Genomic DNA, 20,745 nt, shown 5'->3' with positions numbered 1-20,745 from the left:
TTCTTCAACACCACAATGTTTACAGATTGCCATAGCCGCGCCTCCTTTGGATTAAGGAAGTTACTATAGCCAAAATGTATCTTTATGTAAACACTCTCCGATTTCTTAAGGGAATCTCTAAAAATTCAAAAAGCTCCTTCTCCCTTCGGGAGAAGGTTGGGATGAGGGTTTTAAAATCAATCATTTATAACCCACACCCTAGCCCTCCACCAGAGGGAGAGGGGGGTAAAGATTCCCTTAAGCTGAGACTCTCGATCTCTCATACCAGCCTTTCGAAGTATTTACAACCCTTACAACCATCAACATCGCCGGCACTTCAATCAGGACACCAACCACGGTGGCAAGTGCCGCCCCTGAGTTAAATCCGAACAGGCTGATTGCAGCAGCAACTGCTAACTCAAAGAAGTTAGACGCTCCTATCAAAGCTGATGGGCAGGCGATAGTGTGTTTTTCACCGACGGCACGGTTCAACCAATAAGCTAAGGCAGAGTTGAAAAAAACTTGTATAAGGATTGGCACGGCCAGAAGTACGATAACCAACGGTTGTTTCAAGATGGCTTCGCCCTGAAAAGCAAAAAGCAGCACCAGGGTTGCCAGTAAAGCGGTTATAGACCACGGGGCAATCTTCACCATTACTTCGTCGAAAACTGTTTGCCCCTTAACTAAAAGTAATTTGCGCCAGAGTTGGGCAAGCAGCACTGGAATCACAATGTAAAGCACTACCGACGTAATGAGCGTTGCCCACGGCACGGTAATGGCCGAAATACCCAGTAAAAATGCGACCAAAGGCGCGAAGACCAAAACCATGATGGCATCGTTCAATGCCACCTGCGAAAGCGTGAACAGCGGATCACCGTTGGTGAGCCTGCTCCACACAAACACCATTGCCGTACAAGGCGCAGCCGCCAGCAAGATTAACCCAGCAATGTAGCTGTCGAGCTGGTCTACAGGCAGCATCGGCGCGAACAGGTTGCGAATGAACAGCCAGCCAAGAAATGCCATCGAGAACGGTTTTACCAGCCAGTTCACGAATAGCGTCACACCTATCCCGCGCACATGCTGGCGCACCTCATGCAAAGCAGTGAAATCGACCTTCACCAACATTGGGACAATCATTACCCAAATGAGAAAACCAACGGGCAGATTGACCTTTGCATACTCCATTCTTCCAATCGTTTGAAAAAAATCTGGTAAAAAATGCCCCAAAACGATGCCGACGAGAATACAGAGCAGCACCCAAATTGTTAAGTACCGCTCAAAAAAACTCATGGCGGAAGGATTGCCGCTCACGACTTACCAATCTCATTCAGTGCCTTAGTTATGTCGGCACTGTTCATGTCTTCTATCGGCAATGCCAGCATTTTGTGTATCCTGATGGATAGTGCATCGTAAGTGGCTTGAAATGCTTGGGCGATTTCTTCATCAGTGCCGATGGCATGGGCGGGATCAGGCAGCCCCCAATGTGCTCTAATTATGGTGTTTAGGTAAGCCGGACACACTTCTCCTGCCGCTTGGTCACAAACGGTAATCGCAATATCAATCCCCTTGCCGTCGAACTCATCCCAGGATTGACTGGTAAAGCCGTCTGTAGAAATACCGTTACGTACTAAAGTCGCAAGCGCATTAGCATTGACCTTTCCGGTTGGATGGCTGCCTGCTGAAAAAGCATGAAAGCGATCACCTGCCAGATGGTTAATTAGCGCCTCGCCTAATATACTGCGGCAGGAATTCCCTGTGCATAAAATCAAGATGTTTAACATGATATCCTCAGCTATATTTATATATTCGTATAAGCGAATATTATAACCGAAAAGACTAGTTGCAGCACCCTTTCATCTCAGGGCGGTCTTCCATCGATTGCAATCTAGCACAGTCCTGCCGTTGCTTACGCTCACCGTCCAACTCTTTCGTGAGCATATCCAAAATATCAATCACCCAAGCCGGTAATGCAGGATTGATTTGGTAGTACACCCACTGCCCTTCGCGGCTATCTAGCAACAGGTTACATTGCCGTAACTGGGCAAGATGGCGGGAAATCTTGGGTTGCAGCATATCCAGCGCATGAGTCAGTTCGCACACGCATAATTTGCCTTCTTTATGCAGCAAAACCATACAACGCAAGCGGGTTTCATCGGCAAGGCATTTGAATAATATTGTTGGGGTCATTTTTTAAGGTGATCCATTGCTTTAATTTTCTTGGCGTTTAAAAATACCAAGCGTTAAAACGTAAATTTGCGGTATTACCTAGCAACCGCACAAACCCCATAGCGGGGGAGTACCCTAGAATACACCTGTTTTTATCAACTTCAAAAAGCCGGTGTCCCATGTCCGAATCACGTAGTTTCCGGCCTTGTCGCCAAGCGTTCCGAATTGGCTGGGTGTATTGAATCCTATAAGGCTGAGTTGGTGCGCTTGCAAAGCGTAGTTGCTCACTTGGATTACACCATTAAGCGTGTACCCCAGAATATGACTTGCGTACCATCAAGTCTAAGCGCACCAAACAGCCGTAACCCATATTCCCTGTCCAGCGATAGCCGAGCGTACAACCTTGGATGTGATGCGCGAAACTGGGAAGGGAATGAGTAGCCATGAAATTGTAGAAGCCATACTGGAACGCAACAGTATGTAATGGTCAACTAAAACCGGATACTTTCCTAGGCGGCTTTCATATAGAATTCCCGCTCAAATTCCAGCGGGGATTGATAGCTTAACTTTGAATGCGAACGCCGACCATTGTAAAACGCCAGGTAGTCAATGACAATCAGCTTTGCAGCCTCTTTAGCCCTAACTCTTTCATAGTTCAGTTACTCGTGTTCCAGACCCCTGAAGAACCGCTCCGTCGGTGTATTGTCCCAACAGTTGCCCTTCCTGCCCATGCTTTGTTGCATCTTCATGATGAGGCCCAAGTGCCCCCGATATTCGTGGCTTGCATACTGGCCGCCCCGATCAGAATGGTGCAGCGGCCCAGGGTCAGGTTTGCGCCGCCAAAACGCCATTCGCAAGGCGCTGACACACATCGAAGTCCGCATGTGGCCAGCAATCGACCAGCCCACCACTTGCCGTGAAAACAAATCCATGGCCACCGCGACATAAAGCCAACCTTCCAATGTCCAAACACAGGTTATATCAGTCGTCCAGGCCTTGTTGGGTGCGGCAACCTCAAATTCCCTACTCAATAGATTGGGCGGAATCGCATCATTATGGTTGCCGCCGGCGGTCACCTTGAAGCGTTTGGGGTGGCGTACTTGCAAGCCCGGCTTGGCCATCAAACGCCCGGCCTTATAGCGTCCAGGGATGCCTTCTTTTTTGAAGGCAGCCGATAAACGACGCGGACCATAGGTTCCCTTGTTCTTTTCAAACAGCTCAAGCGTCCTGGCTTCTGGTCGTGTTTGTTGGTCTTGTCTGGCTGTGCTTACGGGTGTTTTAGCCCAAGCATAAAAGGCGCTGGCGCTCACCTGCATGGCGCCACACAGCGCGGTAACGGGGCGGGCCTTCTGTTGCTCCCGAACGAACCCATATTGCATTCGGCTTCCTTGGCTTCGATGCCTGCGGCCTTTTTTAATATTTCGCGCCCCATCCGTAAGCGGTCATTGTCCTTACGTAGCCGCACCAATTCAGCTTGGCCACTAAAGTCCGTAACGGATTTTGGGGTTGTCAAGACGGTTGCCGCACCCCGTTCCGCCCTGACCCAGCGCCCAATTGCGCTTAAGGATATGCCAAGGCTATCGGCTGCTTGCTGGTGGGTGCAGCCTTTTTCATTGACCAGCTTGGCTGCAGCTTGTTTAAATTCAAGCGTAAAATCCGGTCGCTTTTGATGGCTTTTTGTGCTCATTTTTCACCTCTGATGACATTATAAATCTGCCTTAAGATGTGTCCTGCTTTATTAGACCATTACAAACAGACTTATGACGAAGATTGGCACCAAAAGGCAGCTTATGCCTACAAGGCTAAAGGGGTCACCATACGCTGCATTGACAATGAGCTTTCGGCAAGAAGAAAACAACTGGAAAAAATGATGCCCGTCACCTTGGCGGAGTGCTTTAAACAAGCGGCAAAAAAACATCTTAGCCCTGAAAATTACAACGAAATACACCATAAGGCTTTTGCCCGCTACCACAATGAATTGCAACGACAAGCCGTGTTGATATTTAAATTGCCTTCCGAAGGTTAAACGTGCAAGCGCATAATGAGGCAATAGCGTAAGTTGATACTAGTTCATGGGTTGATACAACCCCAAGTATAAGTGACGCAAGTAATTCCCTGTAAATAATTGATTTTTATATCTTTGTGCAGTTACTACATAATGCCGTAAATTTGGAGTGCTTTTTCTGCGGGTAGGGGATAAATAATGAAAAAACGACAGCTACCGAATGCGGCTAAATTATATAGCGCTGCAAGCAACTTTTTTGGTGTTTGACTTTCTTTATCCTTCAACGCCCTTGTGCTTAAGCTTTATTGGGTGAATATCCTGACCCAGAAGGAAAAAAGAAATTTATGTGCCTTGTCTTTAACTGCTATCTTGTAAGGACAGACCGACTAAAAATAACCTTACCCGCTTGCAGAGTGTGAATTACTCGGCCTTTAAAAATATGCCCCCAGAACGGCGTATTTACTCCCTGGCTTTTCCAGTTTTCTGAATTAACTTGCCAATCTTGTTCAGCATCGAAAATACAAATATCGGCGGCAAAACCCAGCGTTAACGCCCCACCATCAAGTTGCAGTATCTTAGCGGGATTCTGGGTTAGCGCGGCTATGCCTTGTTCGATAGTTATAGCGCGTTGTGATACTAACTTAAGCATCAATGGCAGCAAAGTTTCCAGTGACGAAATTCCGGGTTCGGTTTCTGGAAAAGCGCCGAGCTTGGCATCGAGATCATGTGGTTGATGGTCTGAGCAAATACTGTCGATAGTGCCATTAACTAAGCCTTCGCATAAGGCTTCTTTATCAGCATGGGTACGAAATGGTGGTAGGACATGATAGGCGCTATCAAAGGGGATGATATTATTTTCAGTCAAATGTAGTTGATGAATAGCGACATCGGAGCTAACCGCCAAGCCATATTTTTTGGCTTGATGGAGTTTAATGACTGAGCGTCTGCTGCTGAGTTGGCCGAAATGTACGCGGCAACCCGTCAACTCAGCTAATTCCAGACATTGTGCCAAAGCGATGGTTTCTGCAGCATCGGGAATGCTGGGCAGGCCATAACGAGTTGAAAGCACCCCTTCATGGACGCAACCATTATTCGCCAACCAAAAATCGTTAGCCCGATACATTAGCAATAAATCATGGCTGGCGGCATATTCCATTGCCCGCCTTAACACCAGGAGGTTTTTCACGGGTTGATTGGCATTGCTGACTGCCACACACCCAGCCTGTTTTAGCGCGAGCATAGCGCTTAGCTCTGTGCCTTCCAATTTTTGAGTGAGCGCCGCAATAGGCAAAATTTGTTGATAGCCACATTTTTCTGCCTGATCTTTTATCAGCTCGGCAACCGCACGGGCATCAATAACAGGGATGGTGTCTGGCTGTAAGCAGAGCGTGGTAATGCCGCCTGCGGCTGCGGCTAGGGTTTCACTGGCGAAAGTGGCTTTGCGGCTTTGCCCGGGCTCACGTAACCGAGTACTTAGGTCGATAAAGCCTGGACAGACGATTTGGTTTTTGGCATCAATCACTCTGTCCGCTTTAAACCCAGCGGGTTCATTTGTTACCGATGCTATTTTGCCATCGGCAATATAAACTGAGCCGATCCGGTCTATTTTGTTAGCTGGATCGATAATCCTACCGTCTTTGATGAGTATGCGCTCCATCACATAGCACCCTGCTTTTGCATCGCCATCGCCATTATCGCCATGCGGATAGCGATGCCATTGCTTACTTGTTTGAGGATGACAGACTGCGGGCCATCAGCTACGATTGAGTCAATTTCCACACCTCGGTTAATTGGCCCTGGGTGCATGACAATCGCATCGGGCTTGGCAATTTTCAGCCTTTCTTCTGTCAACCCAAAACATTTGAAATATTCGGTTTCACTGGGTAAAAGCGCAGAACTCATGCGCTCTTTTTGTAACCGCAGCATGATAATCACATCAATGCCTTGCAAGCCTTCAGCTAAGTTGTGCGAAACCGTGACACCTAATGTTTCAACCTGTGCTGGCAATAAGGTTTTGGGAGCAATGACGCGGACTTCGGCTACACCTAAGGTATTTAATGCTTGGATATTCGAACGTGCAACTCTGGAATGTAGAATGTCACCTACGATAGCAACTCTCAGCCGTGAAAATTCTGGCTTTATCTGGCGAATAGTGAACATATCCAACATTGCCTGTGTAGGATGGGCATGTTGACCATCTCCGGCATTGATTACGCTGATATGGGCCGCGGCATGTTGGGCGATAAAGTGGGCTGCGCCGCTGATGCCGTGCCGGACAACAAACATATCGACAGACATCGCTTCCAGGTTTCGAATAGTATCTAACAAGCTTTCGCCTTTGGATGTTGATGATGTGGCGATACTCATGCTTAATACGTCGGCTGAAAGCCGTTTGGCTGCAAGCTCAAAGGTGGTGCGGGTGCGGGTGCTGTTTTCAAAAAACAGGTTGACGATGCTTTTGCCGCGCAGTAACGGGATTTTTTTAATTCGCCCGTCGTTCATACCAACAAAAGATTCCGCCAAATCCAATATTTCTATCAATACCTGCTTATCCAGCCCTTCAATGGTCAGAAAGTGTTTGAGTTTGCCTTCTGAATTTAATTGCAGGTTATCGGGCATCACTATGCTGCCACATCAACAGATTGTATTTCAATACCTAACGGATCAGGCCCTGTCAGTTTAATGCGCTGTCCTGCATCCAAGTTAATACTGATGCCGACACAATCTGGGCTTATAGGGATTTGCTTACCGTCACGTTCTATCAACACCGCCAATACCACTTGTTTTGGACGACCATAATCGAAAATTTCATTCAATGCGGCTCGTATAGTCCTGCCCGTGTAGAAAACATCATCGACAAGAATAATGTTTCGGCCTTCAATTTGAGAGGGCAATTGACTGGGCTTTACATTCGGATTGACCCCAATTTGCAAAAAATCATCGCGGTAGAAGGAGATGTCCAGTAATCCTAATGGCTGCTTGATAGCTAAGCGCTGGTGCATTTTTTCGGCCACCCATACGCCGCCAGTACGTATGCCTATCATCAAGGGATCAGTTAACCGTCTACTGACAATGGTCTGTTTTATTTGTTTTTCCAGCGTGTCTAGCAAACTGGGGATTTGAAGTCTGTTAACAATCATTGTGGCGCGTTATCATTCAGCCAAGTTTGCAAAATAAGCTGCGCGGCCAGTTGATCCTGGACTGCCCAGAGCTTTGTTGCGCTTACGTTTACCTCGTCAAATAACATTTGCTTAGCTTCAAAGGTGGATAAGGTTTCGTCTTGCTGAAAAACCGGCAAATGGTATCTGCCGTCCAATTGTCGGCAAAATTTTAACATACGTGGGGTGATAAGGTTATCTGAGCCGTCCATTTGTTTAGAAATGCCAACAACCAAGCCGATAGGTCGCCATTCGTTAATAAGTTTGCTTATGCCCGTCCAATCTGGATTTTGGTTGGGGGAACTCAAGGTTAACAGAGGGCTGGCAATGCCTGTCACTAGATGACCGACCGCCACCCCTATTTTTTTACTGCCAAAGTCAAAACCTAGATAGGTTTCATCTTGCGTTTTGCTCTGTAATGGGTCTTGCTTCACGGGGTTTACCACCACAATGTCAACAATGACCTGCTGGGGTGGTCAACTGATTAATATCAATGCCTATTTGGCTGGCGGCGGCATTCCAGCGTTGGCTTACCGGGGTTTCAAACAATATTTGTTTGGCGCAGGGCGTATTTAGCCAGGAATTACTTAGCATTTCTTTTTCCAGTTGCCCTTCGCTCCAGCCGGCATAACCCAGGGCGATCAAATACTGTTTCGGGCCTTCTCCAGCCGCAATCGCCTCTATCACATCACGGGAAGTGGTCAGGGAAATGTCTTCTGAAATCGGCAGCGTCATATCCCAGTCCCCACAAGCACTATGGACTACAAAGCCTCTATCCTGTTGCACTGGGCCACCTGAAAATACCGGCGTTTCTGCTGCTGCCAAAGAGCTGACAGTTATATCCATTTGTTTAAATATTTCGCCCAGTTTCATCTCAGCAGGTCGGTTAATCACGATGCCTAACGCACCTTCCTTGGTGTGTTGACAGAGAAAAGTAACCGTATGGTGGAAGATGGGCTCTATCAAGCCAGGCATGGCGATGATGAATTGATTATTGAGGTAGTTTCCACTCATTTTGGCAATCCTATTTGCTGACGGTAAGTAGACACTATTATGGCGTAGTCATTCCCGATTCGTCAGAAAATTTCCATTTTCGAGTGATAACCAAGACATTGACTTCCTTAAGCAGGTCGCTAGGCAGCGCCGAAAAAGGGGCGCTCATTCGTACTATTCGCTTTGCCGCCTCATCAAGCGCAGGGTAACCTGAGGACTGAGAAATATGCATGCTGTATATACTACCATCGGCTTTTATACCAACATCCATGGTTAATGCCCCCGAAAAATTTTTCTTTTGGGCTATCGCAGGATAATTCGAATTTCCTGTCCGTTCGACTTTTCGCTCCCAGTCTTTCACATATTGTGCAGCGACATACTTATGGGCACTTATGGAATTAGCAAACCTTATTTTAGCTTGATCTGAGCTTTGTTGCTTGAGCCTGATTTCAGTACCCAATTGTGTAATCTGCTGTTGTAAGCTTTCCGCAGTCAGATGTGGACGCTTTTCCTTATCATGCGTTGTCTCTGGGTGTTTTTCAGTAACGACCTTCTTAATTGCTTTTTCCTGTGTAATTAGTTTCTGCTTAGCTTTTGGTTCTGCGAGTTCTTGCTCGCTTTTCTCCGCCTGTTTTCTTTGACTATTACCCAGACTGGTAGTTCTTTGTGCAGGTGGCTGTGGCTTGTGGGCTTTTTCGCCAGCTCCAATTTGGTTGTCCTGGGCTAAAAACTTGGCTTTTTTGGGCGCTTTTTTGGCTGGCGTACTAACGAGGGTTACATCAATGGATCGACTGTTCTGAATTGGCGGATTTGGCTCACTAAAATGAACACCAAGCACAATGATAATATGCACGATAGCAGCAATAAGCAATGCCACTAATAATGGATCACTATTAGTCGGAGAACTGCTTGACTGGAAAACCACCTGGTTCACCATCTTACTTTAATATGAGCCATAACATGATCCATTAACTGCCCACTAATATTTAGGCCAAACTGTTTGTCTAACTCCTGCACGCAGGTCGGGCTGGTAACATTGATTTCGGTCAGGGTTGATCCGATGACATCCAAGCCCACGAATACCAAGCCTTTCTCCCTTAGCGTAGGGCCAACTTGATTGGCAATCCAGCGATCTTTATCGGTTAGCGCCCTGCCCTGACCCGTTCCGCCAGCCGCCAGATTACCCCGGCTTTCGCCGCTGGCGGGGATACGTGCAAGGCAATAAGGTACAGATTCGCCGTTAATCATCAAGATGCGTTTATCGCCGTCTTTTATCTCAGGTAGATATTTTTGCGCCATTACTTGACGACTGTTGTGCTGAGTCATCGTTTCCAAAATCACGCTTAGATTAGGGTCGCCTACGCGCAGATGAAAGATAGATGCCCCACCCATGCCGTCCAACGGCTTGACAATAATTTCACCCAGTTCGTGCAGAAAATCTTTAATCCTGCTTGCATTTCTGGTGACCAAAGTTTCAGTGCAGCACTGCGGAAACCACGCCGTAAACAGCTTTTCATTGGCATCACGCAAGGATTGCGGCTTATTGACCACATACACGCCTGCATGTTCCGCCAGTTCCAACATGTAAGTCGCATACAAATACTCCTGGTCGAACGGCGGATCTTTACGCATGAGGATGACATCAAGCATGTCAAGTGCAATATCTTGTTCGGCAACAAAGTTAAACCATTGCTTTTCATCACGTTGCACCGTCAACGTTCGGGTTTTGGCGTACGCCTTGCCGTTCCTTAGATAAAGACTACCAAGTTCCATATAATGCAATTCCCAGCCTCTAGTCTGGGCTTCAAGCAACATGGCGAAGCTGGTATCTTTTTTAATGTTGATGCGGTCGATGGGATCCATGACCATGCCCAATTTTATTGGCATTACTGTCTTTCCATAAGATTTTGAGTGATTGTTCCCTTCATTTTATAGATTGTTATTTACCTTGAAAAGAATTTTTGGTATAAAGATGGGCTAATTTTGAATCCAGACACCCAGCTAGAGGCTAATCATGTCCAGAGTATGTCAAGTAACAGGTAAACAACCTGTTGTAGGTAACAACGTATCACACGCTAACAATAGAACCAGAAGACGTTTTCTTCCCAACCTGCAACACCATCGGTTTTGGGTGGAAAGCGAAAACCGATGGATTCGCTTACGGGTATCCACTAAAGGTATGCGAATTATCGACAAAAAAGGTATAGACGTTGTTCTGGCGGATATGCGTAAAAACGGCATCATAGCTTAAGAGGACTAAAACATGCGCGATAAAATCAAACTTATTTCCAGCGAAGGCACAGGCCACTTTTACACCACTACCAAAAACAAGAAAACCAAGCCTGAAAAAATGGAGATCAAAAAATTTGATCCTGTTGTACGTAAGCACGTTATGTACAAAGAAGGTAAAATCAAATAATCTTTGTAGAACAACTACACTTGGTCGCAACACCGGAGGGGTGGGCAGTGCATTTATGCCCACCAGCATCATTGCCGCTTTGTAAGCCTATTCAAAATTTCTTTCAGTCTTTCCAGTTGTTGGGTTAGTACCTGACACTGGTTTTCTGCTTGTTCTTTTTCAGCTTGTAGTTTTTCTGCTTTTATCTCAAGTTCACAATAACAATCAGTTAACCTTTCATTTTCAGCTTTTAAGGCTTCTATTTGGGCTTCAAAACCAAAAACCGATATAGCTGAATCATCCTCATACTGACTTGCTAGGGCAATGGCTTGTGCGTCATCAGCATGATGAGTGATTTCCTCTACTAAATCAGCTTCTTCAACACCCATCCCACCTTTCAATACAGAAGCATTGAATCCATCCTTTACCAACAAAAACGCCCCTGCCTCGCTCGCTTTGCCATTCGCACAAACAACAATAATCTGCTTTTCCTTAGGACATTCTTCAATACGCATCCTTAACATCAATAGTGGTATGTTAAAGCTATCATCAAGATGGCGGCTTTCATACTCATGTTTCAATCTAACATCCAGCAATAACGCACCTTTGCTAAGCGCATCCAGCATGTCTTTATGTTCGACAAATTTCAGCAGAGGTTCTTTAATCAGCGTTAAAAATTGTTTTTTTTCCAGTTGAATCAAACTGACATCAGAAAATGCCGTGATAGTTTCTTGTGCCGGATAATCCGTTATCAAATACTCCTCACCGAAACTTTCACCCGCACCCAACCTAATCTTACCTGCCTCTGCCAACGATGGTCGAGAAAGTAAGCACTGCCCTTTCGTTATGGCGTAGAAATAATTTACCGCACGACCGCTATCAAGAATAACATCACCCTTTTCAAAATGGGCGGTTTTCAAGGTCATCAGGATTTTCTGCAAACTCGATGGGGGCAGCGCTTGAAAAAGCGGTAAGCGCAATAAGATAGTCATCCAGTCATCAGATGCTTCATCTGACTCCTCGGTAATGGTATAACTTTGATCTTCCTGGTAAACCGCAGGTGGTGGATTATTAACGGCTTCCGCATCTAAGCGCACAATACGCGCCACCCCGTTCGCTACTGCATCAATTTTTCTTGGGATCTGATGTGCTAACGCAAACTTTGCGGATTCACTTTCCGAAGTAATCACCTCAACGACAAGCCCTTCTGCTTGTAAAGTAACGCTGCCTTCTAACAAATATACCAAATCGGTATTCTTGTCCCCCCTTCTGAATATTGGGGCATCTTGAACTTGCTCCACGGTTATATTTGTGCATAATTCCTTAAACGCTGCACTTGGGAAAGTCGCTAAAGGCATTAGTTTACGAAGAATACGATGATCTTCTGAATTGGGATGAACTGCCATTGATTTATCTATTGTTACCAAACAAAAAATAATACCTACCACGCACTAAATAATACAAAGCGGGTGTGTACCTTGAATTAAACGTTTTTGAACCTATATTGTCTACTAACCGCGTTTAATAACCCTGGAAAAACTATGATCCGCAGCAACTTATCAAAGCCACTGATTTTTTTTAGCATTTTATCCATAAGCTTGTTGTTTAGCCCCTTGTGCCTTGCGATTGGGTTACCCGCTTTCACCGAAAACCAGGCATTGCCTACCTTAGCGCCCATGCTGGAACGTAGTATGCCAGCAGTCGTCAACATTTCTACATCCACGAATGTTGAAGGCAGGGAAAATCCACTTTTGCAAGACCCTTACTTCCGGCAATTTTTTAATATCCCAAAACAATCGCGCCAAAAAAATAGCTTAGGTTCTGGGGTAATTATAGACAGTGATAAAGGTTATGTGTTGACCAATAACCATGTAATCGACAAAGCCGATAAAATCATGGTGACCTTAACCGATGGTCGACAACTTAATGCCGATTTAGTCGGCACCGATCCAGAGGCCGATGTTGCGATTATCCGCATTCCTGCTAGCAACTTAACCCAACTTCCGATTGCCGACTCCAGTCAGCTACGAGTCGGCGACTTTGTGGTTGCTATTGGCAACCCATTTGGTTTGGGACAAACTGTAACATCCGGTATTGTCAGCGCGTTAGGTCGTTCAGGATTGGGAATTGAAGGCTATGAAGACTTTATCCAGACTGACGCATCCATCAACCCAGGCAATTCTGGCGGCGCGTTGGTCAATTTGCGCGGCGAATTCATCGGCATGAACACAGCAATATTGGCACCTAGCGGCGGCAACGTCGGTATCGGCTTTGCTATTCCGGCAAATATGGTGATGACTATCAAGGAATCGTTAATCAAGCACGGGGAAGTACGCAGGGGCTTATTGGGTGTCACCACCCAGGATTTAACGCCGGAGCTGGTCAAAGCTTTCAATCTGGCCAACATACAAGGTGCGGCTATCAGCCGTATTGAAAATAACTCACCTGCCGAGAAAGCAGGGCTGGCTTTAGGTGATATTGTTGTTTCCGCAAACGGCAAGCCTATCAAAAACAGCCACGAACTCCGCAATATTATTGGCTTACTGCAAATTGGCGATAAAGTAGACATTGAGTATTATCGCGGCGAAGATAAAAAGGAAACCACCGCCGTCATCGGCAAACAGGAGCGTCCACAGCAAGCCGGAGAGAAACTACATAGCAGATTGCAAGGCACCGTACTCGGCAATACCCAACGGGATCAGGTTGAAGGCATTGTCATCGAAAAAATCAACACGGCTTCGTATGCCTGGAAGATTGGCTTACGTCCAGGTGATGTTATTGTGTCGGCAAACCAGTATCGGGTGCATAATCTGGCTGAATTGAAAGAGGTTGTTGATCCCAAATCAGGCTTGCTCTTGAATGTGCAACGTGGACAAGAATCGTTTTTAGTCATGTTGAATTAAGCTCAGGAAAATGCTTGCTCGGTAAACAAGTAATAAATTGCTTGTCTTACCGGGCATCTTGGTTATTTAATAGCCGAGATTCCCTTTAATCTAACAAAATCGTGAGCATAGAAAAACAATTCATCCCCTTATCTATCGCCGTATTGGTGATTTCAGATACCCGTACCGAAGCCGATGACGTTTCCGGCAAACTCTTGGTGGAATGCCTAGCAACGGCAGGACATAAGCTATTTGAAAAAACTATCGTCCCCGACAATATTTATCAAATCAGGTCGGTGGTTTCAGGCTGGATTGCCTCAGAAGCTGTCAATGTCATCATCACAACAGGTGGAACAGGGGTTACAGGCAGGGATGGCACGCCGGAAGCCATAATGCCCTTGCTGGATAAAGTGCTGGATGGCTTTGGCGAAACTTTCAGGATGTTGTCGTACCAAGACATCAAAACCTCGACCATCCAATCACGCGCCATTGCTGGCGTAGCTAATGCCACTTATATTTTCTGCTTGCCTGGCTCGTCTGGCGCGTGTCGTACCGCGTGGAATGAACTTATCAACGCGCAACTGGATTTTCGTACCCGTCCCTGTAATCTGGTGCAGTTAATGCCCAGGTTAATGGAGAAATGACATGAGATCGGTGTTTTTAGCGCTGGGTGCTTTATGTGCATTCGTGGGTGTCGGTATGGGCGCATTCGGCGCACACGCCTTAAAAGCAAGCTTAAGCCCTGAATCCTTAGCTGTATATCAAACAGGTGTGACTTACCAGATGTGGCATTCCTTGGGGTTGATTACTATTGCTTTAGTACAGCAATCCATACCCGATTCAAAACGTATTGCTATCGCGGGTTGGTTGATGTTTCTTGGCATTCTATTATTTTCGGGTAGCCTGTACTTGTTAGTCCTGCTCGACATGCCGAAACTCGGCATGATAACGCCCATAGGCGGGGTCTGTTTTCTGATCGCATGGCTGTTGCTTTGCCTGTCCGCCAGCACTAAAAAAACTAAAAAAAGGTACAAATAATGCGTGATTCCAACCCCCAAACGATTTACCTAAAAGATTACCAAGTACCTGACTACCTTATCCATACCGTAGAACTTAACTTTACGCTGGATGAACAACAAACACGGGTTGTTTCCAGACTTGCCTTAGTACGCAATCCCAATAGCCAATCGTCGGAAACAGCCTTAGTCCTGGCAGGTGAAAACCTCAAATTGATCCGCATCGTCCTTAACGAAGACCAGGAACTGGCCGAAGCGGATTATCACATCACGCCGGAATCGTTGATTATCCATGAAGTTCCGCAACAAAGAGCCTTCACACTAACCATCGAAAATGAAATTAACCCCAAAGCCAATACCGCGCTGGAAGGGCTGTATTTGTCCAATGGGATGTTGTGCACCCAATGCGAGGCAGAAGGTTTTAGGAAAATCACGTATTTTCTCGACCGCCCCGATGTCATGGCTAAATTCACTACCACGCTGGTGGCTGACAAAACTCGTTATCCGGTGTTGCTTTCAAACGGCAATAAAATTGCCCAAGGTGATGATGACAATAATCAGCATTGGGTGACGTGGGAAGATCCATTCAGTAAACCGTGCTACTTGTTCGCCCTAGTGGCAGGACAATTGGAATGTCTGGAAGATAATTTCACGACCTTATCCGGGCGAAAAGTTGGCTTGCAAATTTTTGTCGAACAACATGACATAGACAAATGCAGCCATGCCATGCAATCGTTAAAAAATGCGATGGCTTGGGACGAACAGGTTTACGGACGCGAATACGACCTCGACCTGTACATGATCGTTGCTGTCAGCCATTTCAATATGGGCGCAATGGAAAACAAGGGCTTGAATATCTTCAACACCAAATTTGTGCTGGCGCGCCCAGATACAGCCACCGATTCAGACTACGAGCATATTGAGGGCGTTATCGGCCATGAATATTTCCACAATTGGACGGGCAACCGCATTACTTGCCGAGATTGGTTTCAACTCAGCTTAAAAGAAGGCTTTACGGTATTCCGTGACCAGGAATTTACTGGCGACCGCACCTCCAAAGCGGTAAACCGCATCGAAAACGTCAACATGCTACGAACGCGGCAATTTGCCGAGGATGCGGGCCCGATGGCGCACCCCATCCGACCTGATGCTTACATAGAAATCAATAACTTCTATACCTTGACGGTCTACGAAAAAGGCGCGGAAGTCGTGCGGATGATACACACGCTTTTGGGTGCTGACGGTTTTCGTAAGGGTTGTGATTTGTATTTTCAACGCCATGACGGACAAGCCGTCACCTGCGATGATTTCGTGAGTGCAATTGAAGCGGCTAATGAAATAGATTTAACGCAATTTCGGCGTTGGTATGCTCAGGCAGGTACGCCAATCATCCATGTTGAGCAAAATTACAACGCAAATAACCAAACCCTGACCTTAACAATTAAGCAAAGTTGCCCACCAACCCCAGGCCAAGCCGTAAAAGAACCGTTTCACATCCCCATCACGGCTGGTTTGATTGACAGCAGCGGCAATCCTGTAAAGTGCAGCTTACAAGGCCAAAATGGTGAAAATGACGAGGTCATCTTGCAACTTACCGCCGCAGAACAAGCATTCACTTTCACAGGATTGACAGAAAAGCCCGTCGTATCCATCCTGAGAAATTTTTCTGCGCCCGTCAAACTGGTAATGGAACGCAGCCTGGATGAATTGGCATTCTTATTAAGTTACGATAGCGATACCTTTAATCGTTGGGAAGCGGGACAACTGCTCTCAGGACAGATCATCACTGGACTAATTGCTGATGTACAACAAAGCCGCCCACTACAACTCGCCCCGATCATCATCACTGCCTTCAAACAAGTGTTGTCGCAATCGTGGGATGACTTATCCTATTGCTCCTTATTGTTAGGCTTACCTTCGGAAAGTTATCTGGCCGAGCAAATGCAGGTTGTGGACGTAGAAGCCATACATGAAGCTAGGGAATTCGTGGTTAGAAGCCTTGCCGAACAGTTGCAACCAGAACTGGAAACCTTATACCTAAGCAATCACCGTGACGAATCAGGACAATTTGATGCAGGTGCGATTGGGCGCAGGCGCATTAAAAATGTCTGTTTAAGCTTCCTAAGTCGATTGGATGACGAAAAAATCCAACAATGGTCAGCACAACAATTCAGCACCGCCAACAACATGACCGACCAAATCGCCGCATTGGCAAATATCGTCAATTATCCGCATCCAGCAAAACAGGAATGCTTGACGCAGTTTTACCAAAAATGGCAAAAAGAGGCACTGGTTATCGACAAATGGTTTGCCATCCAAGCATCCAGCCCCATGCCGGATGCCTTTGCCACGGTTATATCTTTGACCGGACATCCTGCCTTTAATTTAAGCACTCCCAACCGGGTTCGAGCCGTGATAGGTTCGTTCAGCCAGGCCAATCCCATGCATTTTCATGCTATTAACGGACAAGGTTATGAATTTCTGGCTAACCATGTCATCGCACTCGACGTCCTGAACCCGCAGGTTGCCTCCCGCATGTTAGGGCCATTAACCTCCTGGCGACGCTTCGACGAAACCCGGCAAAATCTCATGAAAACACAGTTGGAGCGGGTGATGAATTGTCCGGCGATTTCCAAGGATGTTTATGAGGTGGCGAGCAAGAGTTTGATGTAAGTTCATAATACCTTCTCTCTCTGGAGGGAATAGAACGCCATTAGTGCAAACGCCGTTCAACCCTGGGCTTGGCAGAATACTTAGTGCATGTACCTACGCCAACACCGCATGATATTTCCCTGCCATCGGCGGTCGGCCTCGATCACACTTCACTATAGGCCGCTCTCAGCCATTGCGACGTAATACCAATCCCAATAAGTTCTCATTGTTACCTTCTCCAAAGGGAGAAGGCTAGGATGGAGGGGGATTGATATAAGGGAATCTCTAAAAATTCAAAAAACTCCTTCTCCCTCTGGGAGAAGGCCGGAATGAGGGTAATAAAATCAAGCAATTATATACCTCACCCTAGCCCTCTCCCAGAGGGAGAGGGGATTGTTAGAGGTTCCCATAACAATTTTTTGGGATTGGTATAACTCCTGCGTGACCGGATACTGCACTCTGCAATCCACGATACCTTGAATCCCAAGGTCAACTGCGTTTGGAGCAAACTACGTTCTTGTCTGCTCGATTGTTTGTATTTTTTCCACGTAACATTTTTCATTAAAAATGTTACTCTTCCGTTTTGAGTGCGCCCATCGAAATAAGATTTCCGGCCTTTAGATTTGGTTTTTTTGTGACTGTTTTCTCATTTTTAAAATCCTTGTTCTTGGCTGGCAGTTGTTCTGTGATTTAAGTCACAGTTAAGCTTTTCCCTCCAGACTACATTTCTCCTTGAGTGAACTTATTGCTCTTCCCTTAAAACACAAAAGGCGCTATATCATGCAAGAAAAATTAATACTAAGAGGCATTGCTAAAACGAAAAATGTTTTTCAAGACAAATTTGCAACTGCTTGCACAAAAAATTACGTTATCTTTTTTATCACTGCATTACTGACAGTATTTCCTTGCCACCATGCGTTGGCATCAATGGCAGAACACCAAGCCGTGCTGGATTTGGTGCCTTTGAACGCAGTTGACCGCGAAGTTGTACAAAGCGGTTCGTGGTCGAACGCTGCCACTTGGAGCGGAGGAGAGCTTCCGAAAAGCGGTGAAAACTTATATGTTCCCGAAGGAAAGTCCCTATCAGTGGACGTTGTTAGCGACCTAAGCTTAGGTAATGTCAGAGTTGACGGCATTATGAAATTTGCAACAAACAAGAACATTAAAATTAAGCTAGATACCTTAATTGTCACCCAAACCGGCACATTCGAGATCGGTTCGGAAAAAGCCCGCGTTCCAAGTTCAAAAAAGATCGAAATTATCATTGCACAGCATGGATCAATTGACCGTGCTTGGGATCCAACTAATATCAGCAGAGGTGTTATTTTACAAGGCAAAACCCGAATTTACGGCTCTGAAAAATCTGCTTACCAACTTATTTCTACTGATCCTGCGGTGGGTTCAACACAGATTCAACTCGCATCAGTTCCCACCGGCTGGATAACAGGTGACATAATCGCAATTACCGCCACTAAATTTCGTGCGAAAAAAGCGACCGACACCAGCCATCAAACAGAAGATGAACTAAGGCGTATTAAGAGTATTTCTGGTACGACGATAACATTGGGTAGTGTAAGCAACTCAAACGTATTGGATCCTTTGGATTACAGCCATGTACCTGTGATTGAAAATATGCCCATTTATGCAGCAAATTTAACACGAAATGTGGTTTTCAGTGGCGAAGGCGGTGACCTAATCCCCGCTAATCAACGCGGCCACTTCGTTGTTATGCATACGCCAGACGTCGTCATCAAAGGCGCTGGATTTTATCATCTAGGTCGTACTGATAAATCAAAACCTCTCGATGATTTTAAACTCGACTCTGCGGGTTACCGCATCACTGATGCTAGTGGGAAATACGTTCCTGACTCGAATACCAATTCTCGTGGCCGTTACGCTGTTCATTTTCATCATACTGGCGTAGACATCGACATCCCCCCCGTTATTTGCTCAGGAAATGCCGTTTTCTCCAGCCCAGGCTGGGGCTTCGTTAACCACACAAGCAATGTGATTATGGAGAACAATGCCTCCTACAATGTCTATGGCAGCCACTATGTCACTGAAGACGGTAACGAGCTTGGTGCTTTCAAACACAATATTGCTATAAAATCTGAAGGTGGCAAAGTCGGAGAAAAAGTTCGCGCTTACAACCATGACGGTGGACATACCGGACACGGATTCTGGCTAGAATCAAGAAATATGATAGTAGAAGACAATATAGTGTCTGGCGTAAATAGGGCAGGCTTAATTTATTTTCAGCGGATTTACATCAAAGGTATCGACTCACAGATTCCTGAGGAAAACCTATTAACAGCCGATAAAGGCATCTTAAAAGGCTTGCCCAAAATTGGTTCAGCCCATATACCCATCACGCACGACAAAAATTCAACCGTATTGTCAAGCGGAGCTGCCTTAACCGTTATAAAAGCCAATTCAAATCAACAACACGATGCCCGCAACATTATTGAATCGCTTAAAGGTTATTCCGTACTCAGCGGGGTTGATATTTCGTATTCCGAGAAATATACACTCAAAGATCTTGAATTAGTGGCCGACTCTTCTACGAGCCCTAAATACACAGGTTTCAATATATCCAGCAAAGTGTCGGATACCGTGATTCTTAACGGAAAAATAAACGGCTTTGTCCATCCCATTGTGACCGGAACCACGACTGCTGGCACGACGACCAATGGCGTATTCGTGAATGTTTTAGTGAACGAACGCCCCCTGAATCCTAATACCGATATTCACCAACCAATACAAAAAATAGTAAGCAATTATGATCCTGATTTTCACCAGAGTATGAATTCATTGCCCAACAATCCAGATGAATTGGACTTTATTCCATCTGCTGATATGTCATACGATTTTCCACAATTTGTAAAACCTGGATTCCTCATCAGTGGCACAAAAACCGATTCACTGGGAAAAACAAACTTTACATCAAGATGGTACGATGGATCACTACGAGCGATTGCTAAAAAAGGCTATTACACACATCCTGATGGTAGTAAATTCGTGATATTGGCAGATCTCATTTCAGATCGAGCGACCGGAGAAACAAAAACATTCAATACCAGGCTAAATATAATCTATAAATACGATTTTAGTTTTATGGGGCCACACTTAGGCCAGTTGCCTGACTAAGGAATCGCATGTAGTTCTTTGATGGTTAAACGGTTGGTGCAATCAAGCACCAACCGTCTTTCACAAATCTAGGGGTAGTTACCACATAGCTGCCAAAAGTGCCATCTTTGTTAGAATAAACTCCATGTATATTAACTAATTGATATTATTTATCATTTTTATTTTCCAAATTGGATTGTGCGCTCGCAACTGGCCATAACAATCTCTACGTCATTTTTGGCAATGTCACTTTTGAGATAAACAAGTAGTCTGATCTTGCCCTGGTTTCACGGACACCCCACTAAGCGACTTTTTTATTTTCATTCACTTCAAACGCAACTGGGCTGAGATAGCCTAGTTTTGAGTGAAG

23 protein-coding genes are annotated in these 20,745 nt (G+C 45.7%); 8 read left to right on the top strand and 15 right to left on the bottom strand.

Annotation, left to right across the window (positions count from 1 at the left end; all coding sequences use genetic code 11):
* Positions 1-237: 237 nt before the first annotated feature.
* The 7 genes from arsB to ABL924_RS13725 form a co-directional block, all read right to left on the bottom strand.
* Positions 238-1,269, bottom strand: a complete 1,032-nt coding sequence (arsB, locus tag ABL924_RS13755) for an ACR3 family arsenite efflux transporter (RefSeq protein WP_349027669.1) — start codon at positions 1,267-1,269, stop codon at positions 238-240.
* A 17-nt stretch (positions 1,270-1,286) separates the two neighbouring features.
* Positions 1,287-1,760, bottom strand: a complete 474-nt coding sequence (locus ABL924_RS13750; RefSeq protein WP_349027667.1) for an arsenate reductase ArsC — start codon at positions 1,758-1,760, stop codon at positions 1,287-1,289.
* 55 nt (positions 1,761-1,815) lie between these two features.
* Positions 1,816-2,166, bottom strand: a complete 351-nt coding sequence (locus tag ABL924_RS13745) for a metalloregulator ArsR/SmtB family transcription factor (RefSeq protein ID WP_349027666.1) — start codon at positions 2,164-2,166, stop codon at positions 1,816-1,818.
* Positions 2,167-2,280: 114 nt separating this feature from the next.
* Positions 2,281-2,433 carry a hypothetical protein gene (locus ABL924_RS13740; RefSeq protein ID WP_349027665.1) on the bottom strand — a complete coding sequence of 51 codons (153 nt, stop codon included), beginning with the start codon at positions 2,431-2,433 and terminating at the stop codon, positions 2,281-2,283.
* Positions 2,434-2,446: 13 nt separating this feature from the next.
* Positions 2,447-2,590, bottom strand: coding sequence for a hypothetical protein (locus tag ABL924_RS13735; RefSeq protein ID WP_349027664.1), 144 nt, complete (start codon positions 2,588-2,590; stop codon positions 2,447-2,449).
* Between the two features lie 214 nt (positions 2,591-2,804).
* Entirely contained in the window at positions 2,805-3,524 is a 720-nt protein-coding gene (locus tag ABL924_RS13730) for an IS3 family transposase (RefSeq protein ID WP_349027663.1), read from the bottom strand.
* A complete protein-coding gene (locus ABL924_RS13725) occupies positions 3,452-3,832 on the bottom strand; it encodes a transposase (RefSeq protein ID WP_349027662.1) in 381 nt (126 codons plus the stop codon). Before ABL924_RS13725 ends, ABL924_RS13730 begins: the two co-directional genes overlap by 73 nt.
* 36 nt (positions 3,833-3,868) lie before the next feature.
* On the opposite strand from ABL924_RS13725, the gene ABL924_RS13720 reads away from it, so the two are divergent.
* Positions 3,869-4,171, top strand: coding sequence for a hypothetical protein (locus tag ABL924_RS13720; protein ID WP_349027661.1), 303 nt, complete (start codon positions 3,869-3,871; stop codon positions 4,169-4,171).
* 343 nt (positions 4,172-4,514) lie between these two features.
* On the opposite strand, the gene ABL924_RS13715 is transcribed toward ABL924_RS13720, so the two are convergent.
* The 7 genes from ABL924_RS13715 to gshB are packed head-to-tail and all read right to left on the bottom strand — an operon-like array spanning position 4,515 to position 10,188.
* Positions 4,515-5,807, bottom strand: coding sequence for a dihydroorotase (locus tag ABL924_RS13715; protein WP_349027668.1), 1,293 nt, complete (start codon positions 5,805-5,807; stop codon positions 4,515-4,517).
* Entirely contained in the window at positions 5,807-6,769 is a 963-nt protein-coding gene (locus ABL924_RS13710) for an aspartate carbamoyltransferase catalytic subunit (RefSeq protein ID WP_349027660.1), read from the bottom strand. The genes ABL924_RS13715 and ABL924_RS13710 overlap by 1 nt, the downstream gene beginning before the upstream one ends.
* 2 nt (positions 6,770-6,771) lie before the next feature.
* Positions 6,772-7,290, bottom strand: coding sequence for a bifunctional pyr operon transcriptional regulator/uracil phosphoribosyltransferase PyrR (pyrR, locus tag ABL924_RS13705; protein WP_349027659.1), 519 nt, complete (start codon positions 7,288-7,290; stop codon positions 6,772-6,774).
* Complete coding sequence (ruvX, locus tag ABL924_RS13700) at positions 7,287-7,742, bottom strand: Holliday junction resolvase RuvX (RefSeq protein ID WP_349027658.1); 456 nt, start codon at positions 7,740-7,742, stop codon at positions 7,287-7,289. Before ruvX ends, pyrR begins: the two co-directional genes overlap by 4 nt.
* Positions 7,743-7,761: 19 nt before the next feature.
* A complete protein-coding gene (locus tag ABL924_RS13695; protein ID WP_349027657.1) occupies positions 7,762-8,322 on the bottom strand; it encodes a YqgE/AlgH family protein in 561 nt (186 codons plus the stop codon).
* 37 nt (positions 8,323-8,359) lie between these two features.
* Positions 8,360-9,226, bottom strand: coding sequence for a TonB family protein (locus ABL924_RS13690; RefSeq protein ID WP_349027656.1), 867 nt, complete (start codon positions 9,224-9,226; stop codon positions 8,360-8,362).
* 5 nt (positions 9,227-9,231) lie between these two features.
* Entirely contained in the window at positions 9,232-10,188 is a 957-nt protein-coding gene (gene gshB, locus ABL924_RS13685; protein ID WP_349027655.1) for a glutathione synthase, read from the bottom strand.
* 127 nt (positions 10,189-10,315) lie between these two features.
* On the opposite strand from gshB, the gene rpmB reads away from it, so the two are divergent.
* Positions 10,316-10,552 carry a 50S ribosomal protein L28 gene (rpmB, locus tag ABL924_RS13680; RefSeq protein ID WP_349027654.1) on the top strand — a complete coding sequence of 79 codons (237 nt, stop codon included), beginning with the start codon at positions 10,316-10,318 and terminating at the stop codon, positions 10,550-10,552.
* Between the two features lie 12 nt (positions 10,553-10,564).
* Positions 10,565-10,720, top strand: a complete 156-nt coding sequence (rpmG, locus tag ABL924_RS13675; protein ID WP_349027653.1) for a 50S ribosomal protein L33 — start codon at positions 10,565-10,567, stop codon at positions 10,718-10,720.
* 68 nt (positions 10,721-10,788) lie between these two features.
* On the opposite strand, the gene ABL924_RS13670 is transcribed toward rpmG, so the two are convergent.
* On the bottom strand, positions 10,789-12,105 hold the full coding sequence (locus ABL924_RS13670; protein WP_349027652.1) for a cyclic nucleotide-binding domain-containing protein: 1,317 nt from the start codon (positions 12,103-12,105) through the stop codon (positions 10,789-10,791).
* Positions 12,106-12,240: 135 nt separating this feature from the next.
* Here ABL924_RS13670 and ABL924_RS13665 point away from each other — a divergent pair, with 135 nt between their 5' ends.
* The 5 genes from ABL924_RS13665 to ABL924_RS13645 all read left to right on the top strand — a co-directional run bounded on the left by ABL924_RS13665 (position 12,241) and on the right by ABL924_RS13645 (position 20,396).
* Positions 12,241-13,602, top strand: a complete 1,362-nt coding sequence (locus tag ABL924_RS13665; protein ID WP_349027651.1) for a DegQ family serine endoprotease — start codon at positions 12,241-12,243, stop codon at positions 13,600-13,602.
* 101 nt (positions 13,603-13,703) lie between these two features.
* The gene (gene moaB, locus ABL924_RS13660) at positions 13,704-14,225 is read left to right on the top strand and encodes a molybdenum cofactor biosynthesis protein B (RefSeq protein ID WP_349027650.1); all 522 of its coding nucleotides are present in this window, start codon (positions 13,704-13,706) and stop codon (positions 14,223-14,225) included.
* Position 14,226: 1 nt separating this feature from the next.
* Positions 14,227-14,619, top strand: a complete 393-nt coding sequence (locus tag ABL924_RS13655; RefSeq protein WP_349027649.1) for a DUF423 domain-containing protein — start codon at positions 14,227-14,229, stop codon at positions 14,617-14,619.
* Positions 14,619-17,270: an aminopeptidase N gene (gene pepN / locus ABL924_RS13650; protein ID WP_349027648.1), complete on the top strand. Its 2,652-nt coding sequence runs from the start codon at positions 14,619-14,621 to the stop codon at positions 17,268-17,270. Before ABL924_RS13655 ends, pepN begins: the two co-directional genes overlap by 1 nt.
* Before the next feature lie 759 nt (positions 17,271-18,029).
* Complete coding sequence (locus tag ABL924_RS13645; protein WP_349027647.1) at positions 18,030-20,396, top strand: G8 domain-containing protein; 2,367 nt, start codon at positions 18,030-18,032, stop codon at positions 20,394-20,396.
* Positions 20,397-20,745 lie beyond the last annotated feature (349 nt).

Source organism: Methyloglobulus sp., assembly GCF_040079455.1.
Lineage (GTDB): Bacteria > Pseudomonadota > Gammaproteobacteria > Methylococcales > Methylomonadaceae > Methyloglobulus.
The sequence above is the reverse complement of the archived record's forward strand: the minus strand, read 5'-3'. Positions and strand labels throughout refer to the sequence as shown.

Coding starts and splice junctions, on each gene's coding strand:
- arsB (WP_349027669.1), bottom strand. CDS start 1,269: ATGAGTTTTTTTGAGCGGTACTTAACAATTTGGGTGCTGCTCTGTATT.
- ABL924_RS13750 (WP_349027667.1), bottom strand. CDS start 1,760: ATGTTAAACATCTTGATTTTATGCACAGGGAATTCCTGCCGCAGTATA.
- ABL924_RS13745 (WP_349027666.1), bottom strand. CDS start 2,166: ATGACCCCAACAATATTATTCAAATGCCTTGCCGATGAAACCCGCTTG.
- ABL924_RS13735 (WP_349027664.1), bottom strand. CDS start 2,590: ATGGCTACTCATTCCCTTCCCAGTTTCGCGCATCACATCCAAGGTTGT.
- ABL924_RS13730 (WP_349027663.1), bottom strand. CDS start 3,524: ATGCAATATGGGTTCGTTCGGGAGCAACAGAAGGCCCGCCCCGTTACC.
- ABL924_RS13725 (WP_349027662.1), bottom strand. CDS start 3,832: ATGAGCACAAAAAGCCATCAAAAGCGACCGGATTTTACGCTTGAATTT.
- ABL924_RS13720 (WP_349027661.1), top strand. CDS start 3,869: ATGTGTCCTGCTTTATTAGACCATTACAAACAGACTTATGACGAAGAT.
- ABL924_RS13715 (WP_349027668.1), bottom strand. CDS start 5,807: ATGGAGCGCATACTCATCAAAGACGGTAGGATTATCGATCCAGCTAAC.
- ABL924_RS13710 (WP_349027660.1), bottom strand. CDS start 6,769: ATGCCCGATAACCTGCAATTAAATTCAGAAGGCAAACTCAAACACTTT.
- pyrR (WP_349027659.1), bottom strand. CDS start 7,290: ATGATTGTTAACAGACTTCAAATCCCCAGTTTGCTAGACACGCTGGAA.
- ABL924_RS13695 (WP_349027657.1), bottom strand. CDS start 8,322: ATGAGTGGAAACTACCTCAATAATCAATTCATCATCGCCATGCCTGGC.
- gshB (WP_349027655.1), bottom strand. CDS start 10,188: ATGCCAATAAAATTGGGCATGGTCATGGATCCCATCGACCGCATCAAC.
- rpmB (WP_349027654.1), top strand. CDS start 10,316: ATGTCCAGAGTATGTCAAGTAACAGGTAAACAACCTGTTGTAGGTAAC.
- rpmG (WP_349027653.1), top strand. CDS start 10,565: ATGCGCGATAAAATCAAACTTATTTCCAGCGAAGGCACAGGCCACTTT.
- ABL924_RS13670 (WP_349027652.1), bottom strand. CDS start 12,105: ATGGCAGTTCATCCCAATTCAGAAGATCATCGTATTCTTCGTAAACTA.
- ABL924_RS13665 (WP_349027651.1), top strand. CDS start 12,241: ATGATCCGCAGCAACTTATCAAAGCCACTGATTTTTTTTAGCATTTTA.
- ABL924_RS13655 (WP_349027649.1), top strand. CDS start 14,227: ATGAGATCGGTGTTTTTAGCGCTGGGTGCTTTATGTGCATTCGTGGGT.
- pepN (WP_349027648.1), top strand. CDS start 14,619: ATGCGTGATTCCAACCCCCAAACGATTTACCTAAAAGATTACCAAGTA.
- ABL924_RS13645 (WP_349027647.1), top strand. CDS start 18,030: ATGCAAGAAAAATTAATACTAAGAGGCATTGCTAAAACGAAAAATGTT.